This is a genomic window from Streptomyces sp. NBC_01384 (assembly GCF_045040035.1).
Taxonomy (GTDB): domain Bacteria; phylum Actinomycetota; class Actinomycetes; order Streptomycetales; family Streptomycetaceae; genus Streptomyces.
Window position 1 is genome coordinate 5,178,862 of the sequence record NZ_CP109559.1, and the last position, 17,511, is coordinate 5,196,372.

General features: G+C 69.9%; 23 protein-coding genes. 17 read left to right on the forward strand and 6 right to left on the reverse strand.

Features of this window, described 5'->3' with window-relative positions:
* Positions 1-61: 61 nt before the first annotated feature.
* Positions 62-1,084 carry a LacI family DNA-binding transcriptional regulator gene (locus OG747_RS23850; protein WP_405881367.1) on the reverse strand — a complete coding sequence of 341 codons (1,023 nt, stop codon included), beginning with the start codon at positions 1,082-1,084 and terminating at the stop codon, positions 62-64.
* A 92-nt stretch (positions 1,085-1,176) separates the two neighbouring features.
* Positions 1,177-1,968, reverse strand: a complete 792-nt coding sequence (locus tag OG747_RS23855) for a response regulator transcription factor (RefSeq protein WP_405881368.1) — start codon at positions 1,966-1,968, stop codon at positions 1,177-1,179.
* Between the two features lie 254 nt (positions 1,969-2,222).
* Between OG747_RS23855 and OG747_RS23860 the strand changes: the two genes are divergently transcribed.
* The 8 genes from OG747_RS23860 to OG747_RS23895 all read left to right on the forward strand — a co-directional run bounded on the left by OG747_RS23860 (position 2,223) and on the right by OG747_RS23895 (position 7,615).
* On the forward strand, positions 2,223-3,074 hold the full coding sequence (locus tag OG747_RS23860; protein ID WP_405881369.1) for an alpha/beta hydrolase: 852 nt from the start codon (positions 2,223-2,225) through the stop codon (positions 3,072-3,074).
* Between the two features lie 92 nt (positions 3,075-3,166).
* Positions 3,167-3,421, forward strand: a complete 255-nt coding sequence (locus OG747_RS23865) for a MoaD/ThiS family protein (RefSeq protein WP_405881370.1) — start codon at positions 3,167-3,169, stop codon at positions 3,419-3,421.
* An 8-nt stretch (positions 3,422-3,429) separates the two neighbouring features.
* Positions 3,430-4,719: a hypothetical protein gene (locus OG747_RS23870; protein WP_405881371.1), complete on the forward strand. Its 1,290-nt coding sequence runs from the start codon at positions 3,430-3,432 to the stop codon at positions 4,717-4,719.
* A 151-nt stretch (positions 4,720-4,870) separates the two neighbouring features.
* On the forward strand, positions 4,871-5,626 hold the full coding sequence (locus OG747_RS23875) for a DUF2993 domain-containing protein (protein ID WP_405881372.1): 756 nt from the start codon (positions 4,871-4,873) through the stop codon (positions 5,624-5,626).
* A gap of 252 nt (positions 5,627-5,878) precedes the next feature.
* On the forward strand, positions 5,879-5,959 hold the full coding sequence (locus tag OG747_RS23880; RefSeq protein ID WP_350310325.1) for a putative leader peptide: 81 nt from the start codon (positions 5,879-5,881) through the stop codon (positions 5,957-5,959).
* A gap of 141 nt (positions 5,960-6,100) precedes the next feature.
* Complete coding sequence (locus tag OG747_RS23885; RefSeq protein WP_405881373.1) at positions 6,101-6,940, forward strand: sulfurtransferase; 840 nt, start codon at positions 6,101-6,103, stop codon at positions 6,938-6,940.
* Between the two features lie 38 nt (positions 6,941-6,978).
* Complete coding sequence (locus OG747_RS23890; RefSeq protein WP_054232391.1) at positions 6,979-7,266, forward strand: DUF1416 domain-containing protein; 288 nt, start codon at positions 6,979-6,981, stop codon at positions 7,264-7,266.
* Between the two features lie 88 nt (positions 7,267-7,354).
* Positions 7,355-7,615 carry a DUF3099 domain-containing protein gene (locus tag OG747_RS23895; protein WP_405881374.1) on the forward strand — a complete coding sequence of 87 codons (261 nt, stop codon included), beginning with the start codon at positions 7,355-7,357 and terminating at the stop codon, positions 7,613-7,615.
* A 66-nt stretch (positions 7,616-7,681) separates the two neighbouring features.
* Here OG747_RS23895 and OG747_RS23900 read toward each other — a convergent pair whose 3' ends face one another.
* Positions 7,682-8,044 (reverse strand): DsrE family protein, encoded by a 363-nt coding sequence (locus OG747_RS23900; protein ID WP_405881375.1) that lies wholly within the window; start codon positions 8,042-8,044, stop codon positions 7,682-7,684.
* A gap of 166 nt (positions 8,045-8,210) precedes the next feature.
* Positions 8,211-8,369: a hypothetical protein gene (locus OG747_RS23905; protein ID WP_405881376.1), complete on the reverse strand. Its 159-nt coding sequence runs from the start codon at positions 8,367-8,369 to the stop codon at positions 8,211-8,213.
* A gap of 168 nt (positions 8,370-8,537) precedes the next feature.
* Between OG747_RS23905 and OG747_RS23910 the strand changes: the two genes are divergently transcribed.
* The 5 genes from OG747_RS23910 (at position 8,538) to OG747_RS23930 (ending at position 11,887) form a co-directional block, all read left to right on the forward strand.
* Entirely contained in the window at positions 8,538-9,380 is an 843-nt protein-coding gene (locus OG747_RS23910) for a helix-turn-helix domain-containing protein (RefSeq protein WP_405881377.1), read from the forward strand.
* Positions 9,362-9,649 carry a DUF397 domain-containing protein gene (locus OG747_RS23915; protein ID WP_405881378.1) on the forward strand — a complete coding sequence of 96 codons (288 nt, stop codon included), beginning with the start codon at positions 9,362-9,364 and terminating at the stop codon, positions 9,647-9,649. Before OG747_RS23910 ends, OG747_RS23915 begins: the two co-directional genes overlap by 19 nt.
* Before the next feature lie 233 nt (positions 9,650-9,882).
* Entirely contained in the window at positions 9,883-10,458 is a 576-nt protein-coding gene (locus OG747_RS23920) for an FABP family protein (RefSeq protein WP_097285290.1), read from the forward strand.
* Between the two features lie 16 nt (positions 10,459-10,474).
* Entirely contained in the window at positions 10,475-10,912 is a 438-nt protein-coding gene (locus tag OG747_RS23925; RefSeq protein WP_405881379.1) for a Fur family transcriptional regulator, read from the forward strand.
* Between the two features lie 9 nt (positions 10,913-10,921).
* A complete protein-coding gene (locus tag OG747_RS23930; protein WP_405881380.1) occupies positions 10,922-11,887 on the forward strand; it encodes a YgfZ/GcvT domain-containing protein in 966 nt (321 codons plus the stop codon).
* Positions 11,888-11,970: 83 nt separating this feature from the next.
* On the opposite strand, the gene dtd is transcribed toward OG747_RS23930, so the two are convergent.
* Positions 11,971-12,408, reverse strand: coding sequence for a D-aminoacyl-tRNA deacylase (gene dtd / locus OG747_RS23935; RefSeq protein WP_405881381.1), 438 nt, complete (start codon positions 12,406-12,408; stop codon positions 11,971-11,973).
* Positions 12,409-12,614: 206 nt separating this feature from the next.
* On the opposite strand from dtd, the gene OG747_RS23940 reads away from it, so the two are divergent.
* The 3 genes from OG747_RS23940 (at position 12,615) to OG747_RS23950 (ending at position 15,964) form a co-directional block, all read left to right on the forward strand.
* Positions 12,615-13,331 (forward strand): hypothetical protein, encoded by a 717-nt coding sequence (locus tag OG747_RS23940; protein WP_405881382.1) that lies wholly within the window; start codon positions 12,615-12,617, stop codon positions 13,329-13,331.
* A gap of 249 nt (positions 13,332-13,580) precedes the next feature.
* Positions 13,581-14,567 carry an asparaginase gene (locus tag OG747_RS23945; RefSeq protein ID WP_405881383.1) on the forward strand — a complete coding sequence of 329 codons (987 nt, stop codon included), beginning with the start codon at positions 13,581-13,583 and terminating at the stop codon, positions 14,565-14,567.
* A gap of 104 nt (positions 14,568-14,671) precedes the next feature.
* The gene (locus OG747_RS23950) at positions 14,672-15,964 is read left to right on the forward strand and encodes a GNAT family N-acetyltransferase (RefSeq protein ID WP_405881384.1); all 1,293 of its coding nucleotides are present in this window, start codon (positions 14,672-14,674) and stop codon (positions 15,962-15,964) included.
* 185 nt (positions 15,965-16,149) lie between these two features.
* Here the strand turns inward: OG747_RS23950 and OG747_RS23955 are convergent, their stop codons facing one another.
* Positions 16,150-16,335, reverse strand: coding sequence for a hypothetical protein (locus tag OG747_RS23955; RefSeq protein WP_405881385.1), 186 nt, complete (start codon positions 16,333-16,335; stop codon positions 16,150-16,152).
* A gap of 238 nt (positions 16,336-16,573) precedes the next feature.
* Between OG747_RS23955 and OG747_RS23960 the strand changes: the two genes are divergently transcribed.
* The gene (locus OG747_RS23960) at positions 16,574-17,482 is read left to right on the forward strand and encodes a winged helix-turn-helix domain-containing protein (RefSeq protein ID WP_405881386.1); all 909 of its coding nucleotides are present in this window, start codon (positions 16,574-16,576) and stop codon (positions 17,480-17,482) included.
* The last annotated feature ends 29 nt before the right edge of the window (positions 17,483-17,511 follow it).

Consider the following 17,511-nt stretch of genomic DNA (forward strand, 5'->3'; position numbering starts at 1 on the left):
CGGGGCTGAGACACTGTGCGGCGACGCCGGGTGGGCGAGACCAGCCCCACCCGGCCCGCGGCTACTCACAACCGCAAGAACGCCGGACGACCAACCTGGACGGAAACACCTTCAACCGCTCGCGCCGTGAGCCCGCGACCCGCAAACCGTCATCCAGCACGAGATCCACCGCGGCCCGGGCCATCGCCGACCGGTCGGAGGCGATCGTCGTCATCGGCGGGTCGGTCAGCGCGGCTTCCTTGACGTCGTCGAAGCCGGCCACGGCCAGCTGCCCCGGTACGTCGATGCGCAGCTCGCGCGCGGCGCGCAGCACGCCGATCGCCTGGTCGTCGGTGGAGCAGAATATGGCGGGCGGGCGGCTCGGGCCGCCGAGCAGCTGCAGGCCGACCTGATAGGCGTCGTAGCGGTTGTACGGCGCTTCGAAGAGGCGCCCCTCGGTGGGAATCCCGGCCTCCTGCATCGCGCGCCGCCAGCCCTCGACGTGGTCGGAGACCGGGTCGCCGACGGTCGGGGTCTCCGCGATGCCGCCGAGACAGGCGACGTACTCGTAACCGTGTTCGAGGAGGTGGCGGGTGGCGAGCTGAGCGCCGCCGATGTCGTCCGTGACGACGGCGACGTCGTCGATGGCCTCGGGGCGCTCGTGCAGCAGCACCACTCGGGCGTCCCACGCCTCGATCTCCGCGGCAGCGTTGTCATTGAGGGCGTGGCTGACCAGGATCAGGCCGGAGACCCGCATGCCGAGGAAGGCGCGCAGGTAGTGGACCTCGCGCTCGGCGATGTAGTCGGAGTTGCCGACGAGGACCATTTTCCCGCGTTCGGCCGCGGCCTGCTCGACGGCGTGCGCCATCTCGCCGAAGAAGGGCTGGCGCGCGTCCGGCACGATCAGGCCTATGAGCTCGGTCCGCCGCGAGGCCATGGCCTGGGCGACCCGGTCGGGCCGGTACCCCAGTTCCTTGATCGCGGCGAGAACGCGCTCGCGCGTGGCCGGGGCAACCGGCCTCGGTCCGTTGTTGATGACATAGCTGACAACGGCGGTGGACGTACCCGCCAGTCGCGCTACATCGTCCCTCGTCACCTTGGCCACGCGCGGAGTCTACGCGGATGGACCCGCCTGTGGGCAGGGCGTACGGCGGCTGACTGCGCCCCCGTAGTCGCCCTTCGCGCCCTCGGGGTCGCTTACTGCGCCTCCGCCGCCGCCTCGACGGCCTCGACGGCGTCCAGGTGGGCCGTCTCGTCCGCATCCTCCGGCTTTGGCCGGGCCGCCTTGGCCTTCGCCTCGTCCGAGGCGCGGTCCACCTTCTCCGGCGTAACGAATCGATAACCGACGTTCCGGACGGTCCCGATCAGGGACTCGTGCTCGGGTCCGAGCTTCGCCCGCAGCCGTCGTACGTGGACGTCGACCGTCCGCGTTCCGCCGAAGTAGTCGTAGCCCCAGACCTCCTGGAGCAGCTGGGCGCGGGTGAAGACACGGCCCGGGTGCTGCGCGAGGTACTTCAGGAGCTCGAACTCCTTGAAGGTCAGGTCGAGGACCCGGCCCTTGAGCTTGGCGCTGTACGTCGCCTCGTCGACCGAGAGGTCGCCGTTGCGGATCTCCATCGGGGAGTCGTCGTTGACGATCTGCTGCCGGCCCATGGCCAGCCGCAGGCGCGCCTCGACCTCCGCCGGACCCGCGGTGTCGAGCAGTACGTCGTCGATGCCCCAGTCGGCGGTGACGGCCGCGAGGCCGCCCTCCGTCACGACGAGGATCAGCGGACAGCCGGGCCCGGTCGAGCGCAGCAGCTGGCACAGGCTGCGGACCTGCGGGAGGTCACGTCGGCCGTCGATCAGGATGACGTCGGCACCGGGGGTGTCGACGAGAGCGGGGCCTTCCGCCGGAGCCACTCGCACGTTGTGCAGGAGCAGGCCGAGAGCGGGAAGCACCTCCGTCGACGGCTGAAGGGCATTGGTCAGGAGTAGCAGAGAACTCATCGCACCCCACCTGCCTGGGTCGTCTTACGGTCATGCAAGGTTCGCTCGCCCATAACGTCTGGTTCCTCCTCGGTCCCTGCGAGGACGTTTGCGGCACTGCTTCCTACGGTGCGGCTCCCGCGCCCCTGGGAGTCGCTATGCGTTCGTGGCCTTGGTACACCTACGGTTTCCCGTTTCGTATACAACGCTTCAGAAAGCACAAAAGGACCCGGGGGCTACGCTGCCCGAGTCCTCTGCTCAGCAGAATAGCCCACATGAGCTCAGGTCCGGCAGGTCAAGTCACGGGATCTTCCTATCGTCCACCCCTTGAGACGCCCCCGCGCACCCGTTTGCGGAGATCTCTGCATACGGTCGACGGGGTGACGATCGATGCGGCGTACGAGCCTGGAACGCGACCTTCTGGTGACTCGGCCATGGGATCGAATGACGTGGTCATCGTCGTCGCGCACGGTTTCACGGGTGATCTGGACCGTCCGCACGTGCGCCGCGCGGCGGCCGTCCTCGCCCGTCATGCGGCGGTGGTCACCTTCTCCTTCCGCGGTCACGGCGCCTCCGGCGGCAGCTCCACGGTCGGCGACCGCGAGGTCCACGACCTGGCCGCCGCGGTCGCCTGGGCCCGCGAACTCGGGCACACGCGCGTGGCCACCGTCGGCTTCTCGATGGGCGGGTCGGTGGTGCTGCGCCACGCGGCCCTCAGCGACGCGCGTACCGACGCCGTGGTTGACGCCGTGGTTTCGGTGAGCGCACCCGCCCGTTGGTACTACCGGGGCACGGCCCCCATGCGGCGCCTGCACTGGCTGGTGACCCGGCCGGTGGGCCGCGCGATCGGCCGCTACGGGCTGCGCACCCGTATCCACCACCGCGACTGGGACCCGGTGCCGGCCTCCCCCGTCGAGTCGGTCCCCCTCATCGCGCCGACCCCCCTCCTGATCGTCCACGGCGACCAGGACGGCTACTTCCCCCTGGACCACCCGCGGATGCTCGCCGCCGCCTCCGGTGACCACGCCGAACTGTGGATCGAGCCGGGCATGGGCCATGCCGAGCACGCGGCCGACGATGCGCTGCTGGGCCGGATCGGGGAATGGGCGGCCGCGGCGGCGGGCTAGCGTCTATTGAGTCTCCTGAGGCCAATCACTGTGCCGCTGAGTACCCTGACCGTGTTCGGAGAGTTCACGGAAATCAATGACTGAGGAACGAGATGGCAAAGGGCACGGTCCGTTACTGGGCCGCCGCCAAGGCCGCGGCCGGCGTCGCGGAGGAGCCGTACGACGCGGGCACGCTCGCCGAGGCGCTCGAAGCGGCCCGCGAGCGACACCCCGGCGAACTCGTCCGCGTGCTGCGGCGATGCTCCTTCCTCATCGACGGTGACCCGGTGGGCACCCGCGGGCATGAGACGGTACGGCTGGCCGAGGGCGGCACGGTCGAGGTGCTCCCGCCGTTCGCAGGAGGGTGAGCGAGACGATGAGCAACCAGCCGTACGAGGGTCAGTACGAGGGCGGATACGAGGGGCCGTACGAGGGGTACAACCCGTATCAGCAGCCTCAGCAGCCTCAGCAGTCTCAACAGCCTCAACAGGGCCAGCAGCCTCAACAGGGCCAGCAGGCCGCGCAGCCTCAACAGCAGCCCGAGTGGCAGCAGCACACCCAGCAGTGGGAGGGGCAGACCTGGGAGAACCAGGTGCAGCCCGTGCAGCCTCCGATGCCGGCGGCGGACACGGCGTACCTGCCGCCCCAGGGACAGCAGCAGGGGTACCAGGGACACCAGGGGTACCAGGGACATCAGGGCTACCAGGAGCCGCAGGCGTACCGAGGCGGGTACGGCGTCACCGCCCAGCCCCTTCCGCCGGAGACCGCGGCACAGGGCTGGGAACGGACCCCGGCCCCGACGCGGGCCCCGCAGCCGCCGCGCCCCGAGGCGTCCGCTCCCGGCACGGCCTCCCTCGCCCCGGAGGCGGCTTCCGACTACGGCCCTCCGACCGTCACCGGCAACGCCCGCGTCACCGACGCCCAGCGCGCCCGCGCCGAGGGCCGCTCGCCGATCATCGAACCCGGGATCCAGCCCGCCGCGCTCACCGCGCTGCTCGGGCTGCTGCTCTCCGGTACGGCGGCGATCGGGCAGTACGCCCTCGTCGTACCCCTGGTCCTGCTGCAGGCCGTCACGGCGGCGGGCTGGTTCCGGCTGAACGGCATGTGGCCGGCCCGGCAGGGCATCGCGCTGGCGTTCCTCGGCGCGGTCACCGCGGACGTGGCGCTGCTCGCGGCCGGCCGGGAGAACGGGCCCGCCGCGATCCTCGGCACCCTCGGCGTGTGGGTCCTGCTCACCCTCGTGCTGCAACTGCGCAGCCATGCCGACCCGGACACCCGGATGTACGGCCTGATGGCGACCGTCGCCTCGGCGGCGCTCGCGATCATCGCGGCCGGTTACCTCGCGGCCGAGCCGGACGCCGTCACGGTGGGCGCCGCCGCGGTCGCCGTGACGATCCTGGCCCGCGCGCTGCCGCTGCCCACCGCGGCCTCCGTGGTGGTGGCGGTGCTGGCCGCGGCGGGCGCCGGTGCCGCGGTCGGCGGGATGACGGACCTGGGCGGCAAGGGCGCCCTCGTCGGCCTCGGCGCCGGGGTCTGTGCGCTGATCGGCCACCGGGTCGCCAGCTACGACTACCCGTCCCGTTTCGTCCACTTCACCGCGGGCGTGGCCCTGCCGCTGGCCGCCGCGGCTCCGGCGGTGTACCTGCTGGGGCGCGCGCTCGGCTAGCTGGCGGCCGTTCGTTCGGCCGCGCCGTTCGTCACAGGTGATCTACAACGGCTTCGAGGGGCCCCCGTCGCGGGGCCCTTCGGAGTTAGATTCGCCGGGGGACGGCCATGCCGGTCGCCCGGACCCGGTCGAGGTGGGGGAAACTCCGAGCATGCGAGCACTGCGAATAATCCTGATCGTCACCGTCATCCTGGGCGGCCTGTTCGTGATCGCGGACCGGGTGGCGGTCGGTTTCGCGGAGAACAAGGCGGCGGACCGGATCAAGAGCACCGAGGGCCTGGCCAGCACCCCCGACGTCTCCATCGAGGGCTTCCCCTTCCTCACCCAGGTCGTCGGCGGCACGCTCGACGACGTGAAGATCGGTATCAAGGAGTACGAGGCGTCGACGGGCGGCGGTACGGGCGGCGGGGGCGGTACGGGCACCATCCGTATCGACGACCTGAACGCCGAGATGCACGGCGTCAGCTTCAACGGCGACTACAGCTCCGCCACGGCCAACAGCGCCTCCGGCAGCGCGACCGTCGCGTACGCCGCGCTGCTCAAGGCCGTCAAGCCCGCGCTGACGCCGGTCGGCCCCGGTGTCACCGCCGAGGTCGTGGGCCTCTCGGACGGCGGCAACGGCAAGATCAAGGTCTCGGTCAAGGTGGCCGTGGGCGGCTCCGCGTTGCCCGAGCCGGTCTCCGTGCTCAGCTCGGTCACCGTCGTCGGGGGCAACACGGTCCGGGTGCACGCGGACTCGCTGCCCGAGGTGGGCGTCGCCCTCGCCGAGAACCGGGTGCGCGCGATCACCGACTTCGAGCAGAAGATCGACCGGCTGCCGGGCGGCATCCAGCTCGACAAGGTCGAGGCGGCGGCGAACGGCGTGAACATCTCGGTGAAGGGTTCGGACGTCAAGCTGGTCGGGTAGGACGGCCAACGGCCTACGGCCAGGGGGCAAGCGCCAACGGCCAAGGGGCGGAGGGTTGTCCGAGGTTGTCCGAGGGGCGAGACGGGCCCGTCCGTACCGCAGGGGCGCTGTCGACGCGACGACGGGCGCGGGGGCCCCTGGGCGGGGCGAGGGCGGGATCGGCGAGAAGGTCGTCTCACATCACGGACGATCGCATCTCAGTATCCGACACACCGGTGACATCCCCGCCTGTCCGTCCCTACGATCGACGGCATGAAGCGACAGGCGGATCTCACGAAGCGGCGGGCAGTAGACCTGTGCCGCGTCGCCGCCATGCTCTGTCGCACCTTCTGAGCGGGACATTCGTCCGTCCGCCCTCCCCTGGCAACTCTTCGCCAAGGATCCCCGTGCGCGCCGCGCAGCCGAGACCGGCATGACCGCGCACCCTCTGTCTAACGCACAGCCCCGCCGCAACTGCCCCGGAGGAGAAACAGCATGAGCCGCAGCGACGTCCTGGTCGACGCCGACTGGGTCCAGGACCACCTGGACGACCCGAGCGTGGCCATCGTCGAGGTCGACGAGGACACGTCCGCGTACGAGAAGAACCACATCAAGAACGCGATCCGGATCGACTGGACCAAGGACCTCCAGGACCCGGTCCGCCGTGACTTCATCGACCAGGAGGGCTTCGAGAAGCTCCTGTCGGAGAAGGGCATCGCCAACGACACGCTGGTGGTCCTCTACGGCGGCAACAACAACTGGTTCGCGTCCTACGCCTACTGGTACTTCAAGCTGTACGGCCACGACAACGTCAAGCTCCTCGACGGCGGCCGCAAGAAGTGGGAGCTCGACTCCCGCGACCTGGTCGCCGAGGTCCCGAGCCGCGCCGCGACCGACTACAAGGCCAAGGCCCAGAACACCGCGATCCGCGCCTTCCGCGACGACGTGATCGCCGCGATCGGTTCGCAGAACCTGGTCGACGTCCGCTCGCCCGACGAGTTCAGCGGCAAGCTGCTCGCCCCGGCCCACCTGCCGCAGGAGCAGTCGCAGCGTCCGGGCCACGTCCCGAGCGCCCGCAACATCCCGTGGTCGAAGAACGCGAACGACGACGGCACCTTCAAGTCGGACGACGAGCTCAAGGAGCTCTACGCCGACGAGCAGGTCGACCTCGCCAAGGACACCATCGCGTACTGCCGTATCGGTGAGCGTTCCGCGCTCACCTGGTTCGTGCTGCACGAGCTGCTCGGCGTGGAGAACGTCAAGAACTACGACGGCTCCTGGACCGAATACGGCTCCCTGGTCGGCGTTCCGATCGAGCTCGGCGCCAACAAGTAACCCCCAAGGCCTGAAGTACTGAAGGACGGAATCGACATATGTGTGGAGCGAAGGCCGGCGGCCCCGACGCCTCGACGATCAAGCCCGGTGAGACCACCATCCAGGGCCAGGTGACCCGCGACGGCGAGCCCGTCACCGGTTACGTGCGCCTGCTGGACTCGACCGGCGAGTTCACGGCGGAGGTCCCCACCTCCGCGACGGGCCAGTTCCGCTTCTACGCGGCCGAGGGCACCTGGACCGTGCGCGCCCTGGTCCCCGGCGGCACCGCGGACCGTACGGTCGTCGCCCAGACGGGCGGCCTCGCCGAGGTCGCCATCGCCGTCTGACGGCAGCCACGAACGGCCGTTGGGCCGCACCCCTGGGTTGGACGCTCGGGGTGCGGCCCTTCGGCATGTACGGGCCTACGCTGGAGTCATGTACGCACGACGGCGACACGTGTACTTCGCCATGATGGGGACGTGCATCGGACTCTTCGTTCTGGCCTGGGGAGTCGTGCGGATCTGGTCGATTCCCGTGGCCGTGGGGATGTGTGTGGTGGCGATGGTGATCCCGCCGTTCGCCGCGATGGTGGCCAACCGCCGCGGCCCCGAGGACCGCTGGTGGGACGACCCGTCCGGGGACCCGAAGTCCGACGAGTGGTGGGACGAACTGGACGGGAAGAAGCGGCGGCCGTAGGGGGCCGCCCTCAGCGGACGGCTGTCGGTGGACGACGGTGAGTAGACGGCTGTCAGTAGACGGCGGTCAGTAGACGAGCGCCTGTGTCTCGTCCGCCATCGCCTCCTGGACGAAGACCTGGGCGCCCGCGATGCGTACGCCGTCGATGACGTCCTTCTCCGTGATGTCCCGGCGGGCCGCGCACTGGGTGCACAGGGTGAGTCGGCCCGCGGCCAGGATCGCGTCGATCAGATCGGGCAGCGGCGCCGCGTGCGGCAGCTCGAACTCGGCGGCCCGGCCCGGCAGCGCGAACCACGCGGACTCCCCGGTCAGCCAGAAGGAGACCTCGACCCCGCTGGCCACGGCCACCGCCGCGACCGTGAACGCCTGCGAGCAGCGCTCGGGGGCATCGGCCCCCGCTGTCACCTTGATCACGAGCTTCTTCGCCATGGCCGAAGGGTAGTCCGTGCCGCCCGGTACGTTCGGGTGCCCGCCCCTGGGACTCTTCCGCGTGGGGAATGTGACACTTCGGCGCCGAGTGTCACATTCCCGTGTATGGGTGGTCCGGCGCACACGGCCTTCGCACCGTTCAGTACGTAACAGAACGTACGACGGGTCATTCGCGGTGCTCCAGCCGCTGGTGCCGGCCCAGCAGCACGTTGGCGTCCGTGACCGCGCTGCCGTCGAACCCGGCCCGCGCGTGCTCGCGCCGCCCGTCGAGTTTCGCGTCCGTCGTCTCGGTCGTCTCCGCCGTCACCGATTTCCATCCATTCATCCAACTTCTATACGAAATGCGACGATTGGACTACTCTGCGTGTTCAGGGCTGTTGCGAGCATGGCCCATCGGCAGGGCGGAAACGCCGTGGACCAGCGGTTGTTCTTGACCTGGCGTCGTTAATTCCACAAATTCCACAGAGCCGACGATTTTCCACGGAGGAGTGCGATGCCACCGCGGCGCGTGATCACGGGACGGAGTCAGGAACCCAGGCTGCGCTTCGCGGAGGAGCTGCGGTTATTGCGGGCGGGCAAGGGGGAGAGCCTGCGGCAGCTCGCGGAGGTGCTGGGGTGGGACTCGTCGCTGTTCGGGAAGCTGGAGAGCGGGCAGACGTTGGGGAGTCCCGAGGTCGTTCAGGCGCTGGATCAGCACTACGGGACGCCGGGGTTGCTGCTCACGCTGTGGGAGCTGGCGGTCGGCGATCCAACGCAGTTCAAGGAGCAGTACCGGCGGTACATGATGCTGGAGGCCGAGGCGGTGAGCCTGTGGCACTTCGGGGTGAGCATCCTGCCGGGCCTGCTCCAGACCGACGGGTACGCGCACGAGGTGCTCGCCCTGGGCGGTGCCAAGGGCGAAGACCTGAGCCGGCAGGTCGAAGCCCGCACAAGCCGACGGGAGCTGCTGGAGGGGGAGGACGCGCCGGTGTTCCGCGCCCTCCTGGCCGAGGCGGTGCTGCGGACGCCGCTGCGCGGCGCGGGGGCGTGGCGGGAACAACTGGAGTACCTGCTGGAGGTGTCGCAGCGCCCGAACATCACGCTTCAGGTACTGCCGCAGGTAGCCGGTCTGTACGGGCTGGTGAGTACCGCCGTGATGTTCCTGCGGCTGCTGGACGGCAGTACGGTGGCATACACGGAGAACGCCCACCGCGGTGAACTCGTCGAGGGAAACGGATCAGTTGAGCCACTGCAACGTGCGTACGATGCGATGCGCGACCTGGCTCTGAACCCGGCCGAGTCGCGGTCGTTCATCCTGCGGATGTTGGAGGAAGTGCCGTGCGAGCCATCGACCTGACCAACGTGACGTGGCGCAAGAGCAGCTACAGCAACCCGGACGGCGGCAACTGCGTCGAGGTCTCCGACGACCTCCTGAGCACCGCCGACTGGCGCAAGAGCTCCTACAGCAATCCGGACGGCGGCGAGTGCGTCGAGGTCGCCGACAACCTCCCCGCCGTCGTCCCCGTCCGTGACAGCAAGGACCCCGCCCGCACCCCCCTCGTCTTCGAGGCCGGCGCCTGGTCGTCCTTCGTCGGCGCGGTCAAGGGCGGCGGCTTCCACGGCTGAGCCCCCCCCAATGGGCGTACCTCACGCAGAGAGCCGGACTCCCGCCGCGTAAGCTGGGGCCCGGCTCTTGTGTACCCGTACCGCACTCCGCTCACCCGAGGAGCACCCCGTGGAGATCTTCTTCGAAACCCTGCTGGTCCTGGTCTGCGTCGGCGTGCTCGCCTTCGCCGGGCTGGCCGTGAAGAAGCTGTACCAGGGCCAGCGCTGACACCCATCGAGGAACTGCCGAGCTCATGATCGAAATCCCGTCCGACCTGCACAAGGACCTGCTCCCCCTCGCCTTCCTGCTCGGCGACTGGGCCGGTGCGGGCGTCCACGACTTCCCGGGCTCCGAGAAGTGCAACTTCGGGCAGGAGGTCACCTTCACCCAGGACGGGCGGGACTTCCTGGAGTACCACTCGCGCACCTGGGTGCTCGACGCCGAGGGGAACAAGGTCCGGCCGCTGGAGACCGAGTCCGGCTTCTGGCGCATCGACGGCAACCGCAAGGTCGAGGTCGTCATGATCCGCGACGACGGCGTCGTCGAGATCTGGTACGGCGACCTGGCCGCCAAGCAGCCGCAGATCGACCTGGTCACGGACGCCGTGGCGCGCACCGCCGCATCCGCCCCGTACAGCGGCGGCAAGCGCCTGTACGGCTATGTGAAGAGCGACCTCATGTGGGTCGGCGAGAAGCAGACCCCCGAGGTCGAGCTGCGCCCCTACATGTCCGCGCACCTGAAGAAGGTCGTCACCCCGGAGGACGTCGAACGCTGGGCCAAGGCCCTCCCGGACGACATGCCGGACGACGGGATCGCTTTCTTCAAGTAGTCCTAGACTCTTTGGTGTGGTGAGCACCGACTGGAAGAGTGACCTGAGGCAGCGCGGCTACCGGCTGACGCCGCAGCGCCAGCTTGTCCTCGAAGCCGTGGACACCCTGGAGCACGCGACCCCCGACGACATCCTCATCGAGGTGAGGAAGACGGCGTCGGGGGTCAACATTTCCACCGTCTACCGGACCCTGGAGCTCCTGGAGGAGCTCGGGCTGGTCTCGCACGCCCACCTCGGGCACGGCGCGCCGACGTACCACCTGGCCGACCGGCATCACCACATCCATCTGGTGTGCCGCGACTGCAGGAATGTCATCGAGGCCGATGTCTCGGTCGCCGCGGAGTTCATCGCGAAGCTCCGGGACACGTTCGGCTTCGAGACGGACATGAAGCACTTCGCGATCTTCGGTCGGTGCAAGGACTGCTCTCTCAAGAGTTCAACTACCAAGTCGTAGGCTAGGCGTATGAAGAGCCCCCTGCTGTCTCTGCCCGGCGCCGTCCCCGCCGAGGGCGTGGACGAAGAGGTCGCCGCCCATTACGGCGATCTGTTCCGCGAGCAGCGCGCCCTCGCCGACGGCACCGGCTTCGTGGACCTCTCGCACCGCGGCGTCGTCACCGTCACCGGCGAGGACCGGCTGAGCTGGCTGCACCTGCTGCTGACCCAGCACGTCACGGACCTCCCGGCGGGCCGCGCCACCGAGGCACTGATCCTCTCCGCGCACGGCCACATCGAGCACGCGCTGTACCTCGTCGACGACGGCACCACGACCTGGGCCCACGTCGAGCCCGGCACCAAGGACGCGCTGCTCGCGTACCTGGAGTCCATGAAATTCTTCTACCGCGTCGAAACCGCCGACCGCACGGCCGACGTCGCGGTCGTCCACCTGCCGGCGGGGTCGATCGCCGAGGTCCCGGACGGCGTCGTCGTACGCGAGACCCCGTACGGACGTGATCTCTTCCTGCCGCGTACGGACCTGGAGTCGTACGCCGCGAAGACCGGCCCGGCGGCCGGGCTCCTGGCTTACGAGGCGCTACGCGTCGAACACCACCGCCCGCGGCTCGGCTTCGAGACCGACCACCGCACCATCCCGCACGAGCTGGGCTGGATCGGCAGCGCCGTGCACCTGCAGAAGGGCTGCTACCGGGGCCAGGAGACCGTCGCCCGCGTACAGAACCTGGGCAAGCCCCCGCGTCGGCTGGTCTTCCTGCACCTGGACGGCAGCGAGGTGCACCTTCCGCCGCACGGCGCCGAGCTGCGCCTCGCGGACGACGGCCCCGACGGCCGGAAGATCGGCTTCATCACCACGTCCGTACGCCACCACGAGCTCGGCCCGATCGCGCTCGGCCTGGTGAAGCGGAACGTACCGGTGGACGCCCGGCTGATGGCGGACACCACGGCGGCGGCGCAGGAGGTCGTCGTCGAGCCGTAGCGCTCACACAGTCCTGGGCTCACACAGTCCTGGGCTCTCATGGCCCTGGGGCCTCACGGCCCTGGGGTCGTACAGCCCTTGGGTCACATTTCCAGGAGCACGGTGAACGGGCCGTCGTTCGTCAGCGACACGCGCATCTGCGCGCCGAACCGGCCCGTCGCCACCGTGGCGCCCAGCGCCCGGAGTTGGGCGACGACCTCGTCGACGAGGGGTTCGGCGACGTCGCCGGGGGCGGCCGCGTTCCAGGTGGGGCGACGGCCCTTGCGGGCGTCGCCGTACAGCGTGAACTGGCTGATGACGAGCAGCGGCGCGTCGATGTCCGAGCACGACTTCTCGTCCGCCAGCATCCGAACGGACCAGAGTTTGCGGGCGAGTTGGGCCGCCTTCTCCTTGGTGTCGTCGTGCGTGACGCCGACGAGGACGCACAGCCCCTCGCCGTCGATCGCCCCGACTGTCTCCGGACCGTGTTCCCCGTCCACGACGACGCTCGCGCCGTCCACCCTCTGCACCACCGCACGCATGGCGACCATCATGCCGTGTCCGAAGAAGATCTCTCAGGAGGGTCCTTTGGGGGGTCATTTGGGGGGTTTCTTTTTGATCCTTACCCCCCCATCTGGGGCTTATCGTGGGCACTCGGTCACATAGTGTCCACTTGGGGTGGCACGATGCGTGTGTTGCGGTGCAACCGTGGGGTGGACCGCGCCGGTCGAGGGGACGGTAGAGGCACATGAGCACACCGAGTACGGGGCAGCCGCCCGGGACTGTGTCGTTGACCCGTACGAGTCCGCGGGCGGAAGGCGGTCGTACGGGAGTTCATCGCCCTCCCGTGCAGCGCACCGAGAGCCCGCTGCGTCCGGACCCGCCCGAGCACGATCTGGCCCTGCTGCGGCTGCCCGAACTGCGGACCCTGCGGCGCGACGCGCACCGGGACGAGGCCGACCTCAGCTATGTGCGGCGGTTGCTCCAGGGACGGATCGACATCCTGCGGGCGGAGCTGGCGCGCCGCGGGGGACTGCGGGCACCCTCCGCGACTTCGGGATCGGCCCTGGTTTCGGGTTTGGGCACGAGTCCGGGCCTGCGCTCGGCGCTGGGGAGGGAGGCGGGTGCCGCGTCCGGCGAGGCGTCCGTCGTCGACCGGCTTCCGGAGATCCTGGCGGACGCGCCCGCCCGGCACCGTTCCTCGGCCCGCCATGTGACGGTCGGCACACCGCACGGCGAGGAGTACCGGCGGCTGGCCGCGGACATGCTCGCCGAGGTGGAGCTGTCGGACCTGGATGCCCGTACGGACGACGAGTTGGACGCCGGGATGGGGCGGCTCGTGCGCTACGAGCAGCAGGTCTCCCGGCGGCGCCAGCTGCTGCAGCGCACGGCCGACGATTGCAGTGCCGAGATCGCCCGCAGGTACCGTGAAGGGGAAGCACAAGTAGACGACCTGCTCATGTGACGCGGTGGCCCCCGGCGATCCCGGGGGGCGCGTGTGGTGGTCGCGGCGGCACCGCCGGTCCGGGAGATCCGGGGCCGGGCGCCCCACGGCTCCGTACGGTTCCGCCGTCGCGGCGGCCGCGTTCGGGCACGGTCCGGGTATGCGGTCGCGGGGCTCGGCCGGAGACGTCAGGGGGGACATCCCCTGAGGTGTCGCGGTTCGATCACCCGGGGCGGGTCCCCGTTCCGGAGTCCTGGAAGGCCACCGCCGATGTCCGCCGCCCCTGCCGCGCCCGCAGACCCCTCCATACCCCTCGTCATACCCCCCGTTCTCGCCGAGGTCGTCCGGTCGGGATTCGTCGAGGGGCGCCATCGGGGCAGCCTGGTGCTGCTGGCCGCGGACGGGTCGGTCGAGCGGGCGCTGGGTGAGGTGAGCGCGCCGATCTTCCCGCGCTCGTCGAACAAGCCGATGCAGGCGGCCGGTGTGCTGCGGGCGGGGCTGGACCTGACCGGCGAACGGCTGGCCCTCGCCGCCGCCAGCCACTCCGGGGAGACCTTCCACCGCGAACTCGTCCAGAGGATGCTGGCCGAGCACGGGTTGACCGCCGGGCAGTTGCAGTGCCCGCCGGATCTGCCGCTGGACCCGGAGGAGGCAGAGGTGTATCTCGCCGAGGGCGCCGTTCGGGACCGGGTCACCATGAACTGCTCCGGCAAGCATGCGGCGATGCTCGCGGTGTGCGCACTGCGCGGGTGGCCGACGGACTCGTACCTCGACCCCGGGCATCCGCTCCAGAAGCTGATCCACACCGTCGTCGAGGAGGCGGCCGGGGAGCCGGTGGCCGCGGTCGGTACGGACGGTTGTGGGGCGCCGCTGATGGCCGTCACCCTCACCGGTCTGGCCCGGGCCTTCCGCTCCTTCGTCCTCGCGGCTCCCGGCTCTGCCGAACGCCGCGTCGCCGACGCGATGCGGGCCCACCCCGAGTACGTGGCCGGCACTCGCCGCCCCGACACCTGGCTCATGCGCGAGGTCCCGGGCACCCTCTCCAAGATGGGCGCGGAGGCCGTCCAGGCGGTCGCCCTCCCCGACGGCCGGGCCCTCGCCTTCAAGATCGACGACGGCGGCGGCCGGGCTCTCGGCCCCGTCCTGGCCCGTGCACTGTCCCTGCTGGGCGTGGACACCCCGGTCGCCACGAGGATCGGCCGGGCGCCGCTGATGGGCGGGGGGCTCGAGGTGGGGGAGATCCGGGCGGTGTTCTGAGCGAAACTCCGGAGGGGCGGGGATGCGGGGCGGAGCCCCGCCCCAGGGGTGGCGTGGGCGAAAACCGCGCGACACCCCCGTAGCCGTCCCCCTAGCGTGACCCCATGAGCCGCCGCGAAGAAATCGACGTACGAGCGATCACCGACGCCGAGATCCCGGACTGGATCCGCGCGATGCACACGGGCTTTCTGCGCTCCCCGGCCGTATCGGAGCGGGAGATGACCAACCGGGGTTCCGGCATCGTGCCCGAGCGGACACTCGGCGCCTTCGACACCGGCCTCCCCCACTCTCGACTTCGCTCGAGCGGGGGCACCCCCATCGTCGCGACCTTCAGATCGTTCCCGCAGCAGCTCACCACCGTCGGCGGCACCCCCGTCCCCGCCGACGCGATCACGAACGTCACCGTCACCGCCACCCACCGCCGCCGCGGCCTCCTCACCCGCATGATGGCCACCGACCTCACGGCCGCGAAGGAACGCGGAGACGTGGTCGCCACGCTCATCGCCGCGGAGTATCCGATCTACGGGCGGTACGGCTTCGGACCGGCCACCACCGCCGTCGAGTGGACCATCGACGTCCCCAGGGCAGGCCTCGACCCCCGCTGGTCGGGCCCGGCGGACGGCACCCGTATCGACCTGGTCGACGGCGAGGACGTACGGAAGATCGGCCCGGAGCTGTACGAGCGGCTCAGGCGCGTCCAGCCGGGCGCGGTCGGCCGCGACGAGCGCTGGTGGCAGATCAACACCGGCGTACTGAGCCTGAGCGACGACCCCTGGGACGAGCCCTTCTACGCCGTGTACCGCTCGGCGACCGGCGAGGTCGAGGGCCTGGTCTCGTACGAGTCGGACGACAACTGGGGCGACGTCAAACAACCCCTCAACACGGCGGACGTGAACTGGCTGATCGCGGTGACCCCGGCGGCCGAGCGCGCCCTGTGGCAGTACCTCTGCTCGATCGACTGGATCGCCAAGGTCAAGACCGGCTGGCGGGCCCCCGACGATCTGTTGCCGCACTTCCTCCCCGATCCGCGCGCCGCCCGCATCACCACCCAGGCGGACTGGCTGTGGGTGCGGATCCTGGATGTCGTACGGGCTCTGGAGGCGCGTACGTACGCGGGGTCCGGGACCTTGGTCCTGGACGTCACCGACGGGGACGGGCTGTCCGCCGGGCGCTATCGGCTGGACGCCGGACCGGACGGAGCGGCCTGCGCACCGACCACCGCCGGCGCCGACCTCACCCTGGACGTCGGTGAGCTGGCGTCGCTGTGGCTGGGCGACGAGTCGGCGGTCCGGCTTGCCGCGCTGGGGCGGGTGCGGGAAGAACGAGAGGGCGCCGCCTCCGTTGCCGACGCCCTGCTCCGCACGTCCAGGCGACCGTGGTGCCCGGACATCTTCTGATCTCGGCCGACCGGTACTCCTTCCGTGCGGGTGATGACTACTGATCCGTAGTGCTTGATCCGTAGTGCTTGATTCGTGGTGCTTGATCCGTAGCGATTCAGTTGTGGTGGTGCGGACTGGCCGAGCTCCCGGCTCCCCTCCGGAAGGGAGCCCGGTCAGCCGGACTGCCGGACGGTGGCGTCCGATCAGCCGGACTGTGCGAGCAGCATCACGAGGATGACGGCCCCGATGCCGCTGATGGTGGTGTTCTTGGCCTTGAGGCCGACGGACAGCGCGACGAACGCGATGATGCCCAGCGGCCCGTACTTCCACTGGATGAGCTGTTCGAATCCGATGGCGAGGGCGGCGACGGCGAGGGCGACGAGCGGCATGACGGTCCCTCCTTGGGGACGGGCCTCGAGTACGGGCCTTCGGGACGGGCCTCTTTGAGGACGGCCCTTCAGAACCAGCCTTCGGGTGGATGACTTGATGACTCTGGCGGCCAACCCTCCGGTAGTTTGACCATGTTGCTCAAGTTGGCAACCAACTCACCCTTACTTATCTCCGTGTTGGGACGACTCATAACCACCTATCCCGCAACTGCCCAAAGATGGCGCGAAGTTGTAGTGTTTGGTCGTGGAGCCGGAACACGCCTCCGTCAATGGGCGGAACAGGTCACCACGGCCACAGAGGTCACACCGCGAGGTGGCCGACGAGCTGCGCAACCGGATCAGGTCCGGCCGGCTGCGGCCGGGAGAGCGCATGCCCACGCAGGCCAAGCTGGCCGACGAGTTCGGTGTCGAGCGCGGGGCCGTCCGCCAGGCGCTGCGCATCCTGCAGTCGGAGCACCTGCTCGTCAACGTGTCCAAGGGGAGCCCGGCGACCGTCGCCGACACCCTGGAACGGGCCCTGACCGGCCCGGAGGCCTCGCCGCAGCCCACCACGGTGGCGCTCGGCGGGCGGATCACGGCCGCCTTCGAGGCCCCGCACGTGGAGATCGACGCCCTGTGCCTGACGTCGATATCACTCACCCTTGCCATGGGCGCACCCCTCCGGCACATTCACGCGGGGCGAATAAAACCGGCCACGGTCGACGTCCGCGTACTGCTCCCGAGCAGTGACATCGACCTCGCCTTCCCCACCCCGGTGGACGCGTCGGCCTCCGGCCGGCTCCAGCGCAACTGGCTGGCCAACCGCAACGCCCAGGGCCAGGTGCTGCGCCACAACCTGCTCGCCCTGCGCGCCACGCACGGCATCGACGTCAACGTCTCCTTCCGCGCCCTGCCCTTCACTCCGCCCGTGAAGTTGTACCTGCTCAACGGCGTCGAGGCGCTCTTCGCGTACTACACCCTGAGCAGGCGCGAGGAGGAGGTGGACCATGAATACCTGGAGATGTACGACGTCCAGGGCACCCAGTCCATGCTGTTCCCCTTCGTGCGGGGGACCGGGCTGCGGGACACCACGTTCGTGGAGCAGTCCCACCGGTGGTTCGACGCGCTGTGGGAGACGATCAGCTCGGAGCTGCTGCTGACGAGCTGAGGTCCCCTGTGCGGCACGGACCTGGTTCA

Bases quoted from the DNA above. Each gene is read 5' to 3' on its own strand.
- OG747_RS23880 (WP_350310325.1), top strand. From the start codon at position 5,879: ATGAAGCGACAGGCGGATCTCACGAAGCGGCGGGCAGTAGACCTGTGC.
- dtd (WP_405881381.1), bottom strand. From the start codon at position 12,408: ATGCGTGCGGTGGTGCAGAGGGTGGACGGCGCGAGCGTCGTCGTGGAC.
- OG747_RS23940 (WP_405881382.1), top strand. From the start codon at position 12,615: ATGAGCACACCGAGTACGGGGCAGCCGCCCGGGACTGTGTCGTTGACC.
- OG747_RS23870 (WP_405881371.1), top strand. From the start codon at position 3,430: ATGAGCAACCAGCCGTACGAGGGTCAGTACGAGGGCGGATACGAGGGG.
- OG747_RS23930 (WP_405881380.1), top strand. From the start codon at position 10,922: ATGAAGAGCCCCCTGCTGTCTCTGCCCGGCGCCGTCCCCGCCGAGGGC.
- OG747_RS23910 (WP_405881377.1), top strand. From the start codon at position 8,538: ATGCCACCGCGGCGCGTGATCACGGGACGGAGTCAGGAACCCAGGCTG.
- OG747_RS23865 (WP_405881370.1), top strand. From the start codon at position 3,167: ATGGCAAAGGGCACGGTCCGTTACTGGGCCGCCGCCAAGGCCGCGGCC.
- OG747_RS23905 (WP_405881376.1), bottom strand. From the start codon at position 8,369: ATGAATGGATGGAAATCGGTGACGGCGGAGACGACCGAGACGACGGAC.
- OG747_RS23875 (WP_405881372.1), top strand. From the start codon at position 4,871: ATGCGAGCACTGCGAATAATCCTGATCGTCACCGTCATCCTGGGCGGC.
- OG747_RS23955 (WP_405881385.1), bottom strand. From the start codon at position 16,335: ATGCCGCTCGTCGCCCTCGCCGTCGCCGCCCTCGCCATCGGATTCGAA.
- OG747_RS23900 (WP_405881375.1), bottom strand. From the start codon at position 8,044: ATGGCGAAGAAGCTCGTGATCAAGGTGACAGCGGGGGCCGATGCCCCC.
- OG747_RS23855 (WP_405881368.1), bottom strand. From the start codon at position 1,968: ATGAGTTCTCTGCTACTCCTGACCAATGCCCTTCAGCCGTCGACGGAG.
- OG747_RS23860 (WP_405881369.1), top strand. From the start codon at position 2,223: ATGAGCTCAGGTCCGGCAGGTCAAGTCACGGGATCTTCCTATCGTCCA.
- OG747_RS23920 (WP_097285290.1), top strand. From the start codon at position 9,883: ATGATCGAAATCCCGTCCGACCTGCACAAGGACCTGCTCCCCCTCGCC.
- OG747_RS23950 (WP_405881384.1), top strand. From the start codon at position 14,672: ATGAGCCGCCGCGAAGAAATCGACGTACGAGCGATCACCGACGCCGAG.
- OG747_RS23885 (WP_405881373.1), top strand. From the start codon at position 6,101: ATGAGCCGCAGCGACGTCCTGGTCGACGCCGACTGGGTCCAGGACCAC.
- OG747_RS23945 (WP_405881383.1), top strand. From the start codon at position 13,581: ATGTCCGCCGCCCCTGCCGCGCCCGCAGACCCCTCCATACCCCTCGTC.
- OG747_RS23895 (WP_405881374.1), top strand. From the start codon at position 7,355: ATGTACGCACGACGGCGACACGTGTACTTCGCCATGATGGGGACGTGC.
- OG747_RS23890 (WP_054232391.1), top strand. From the start codon at position 6,979: ATGTGTGGAGCGAAGGCCGGCGGCCCCGACGCCTCGACGATCAAGCCC.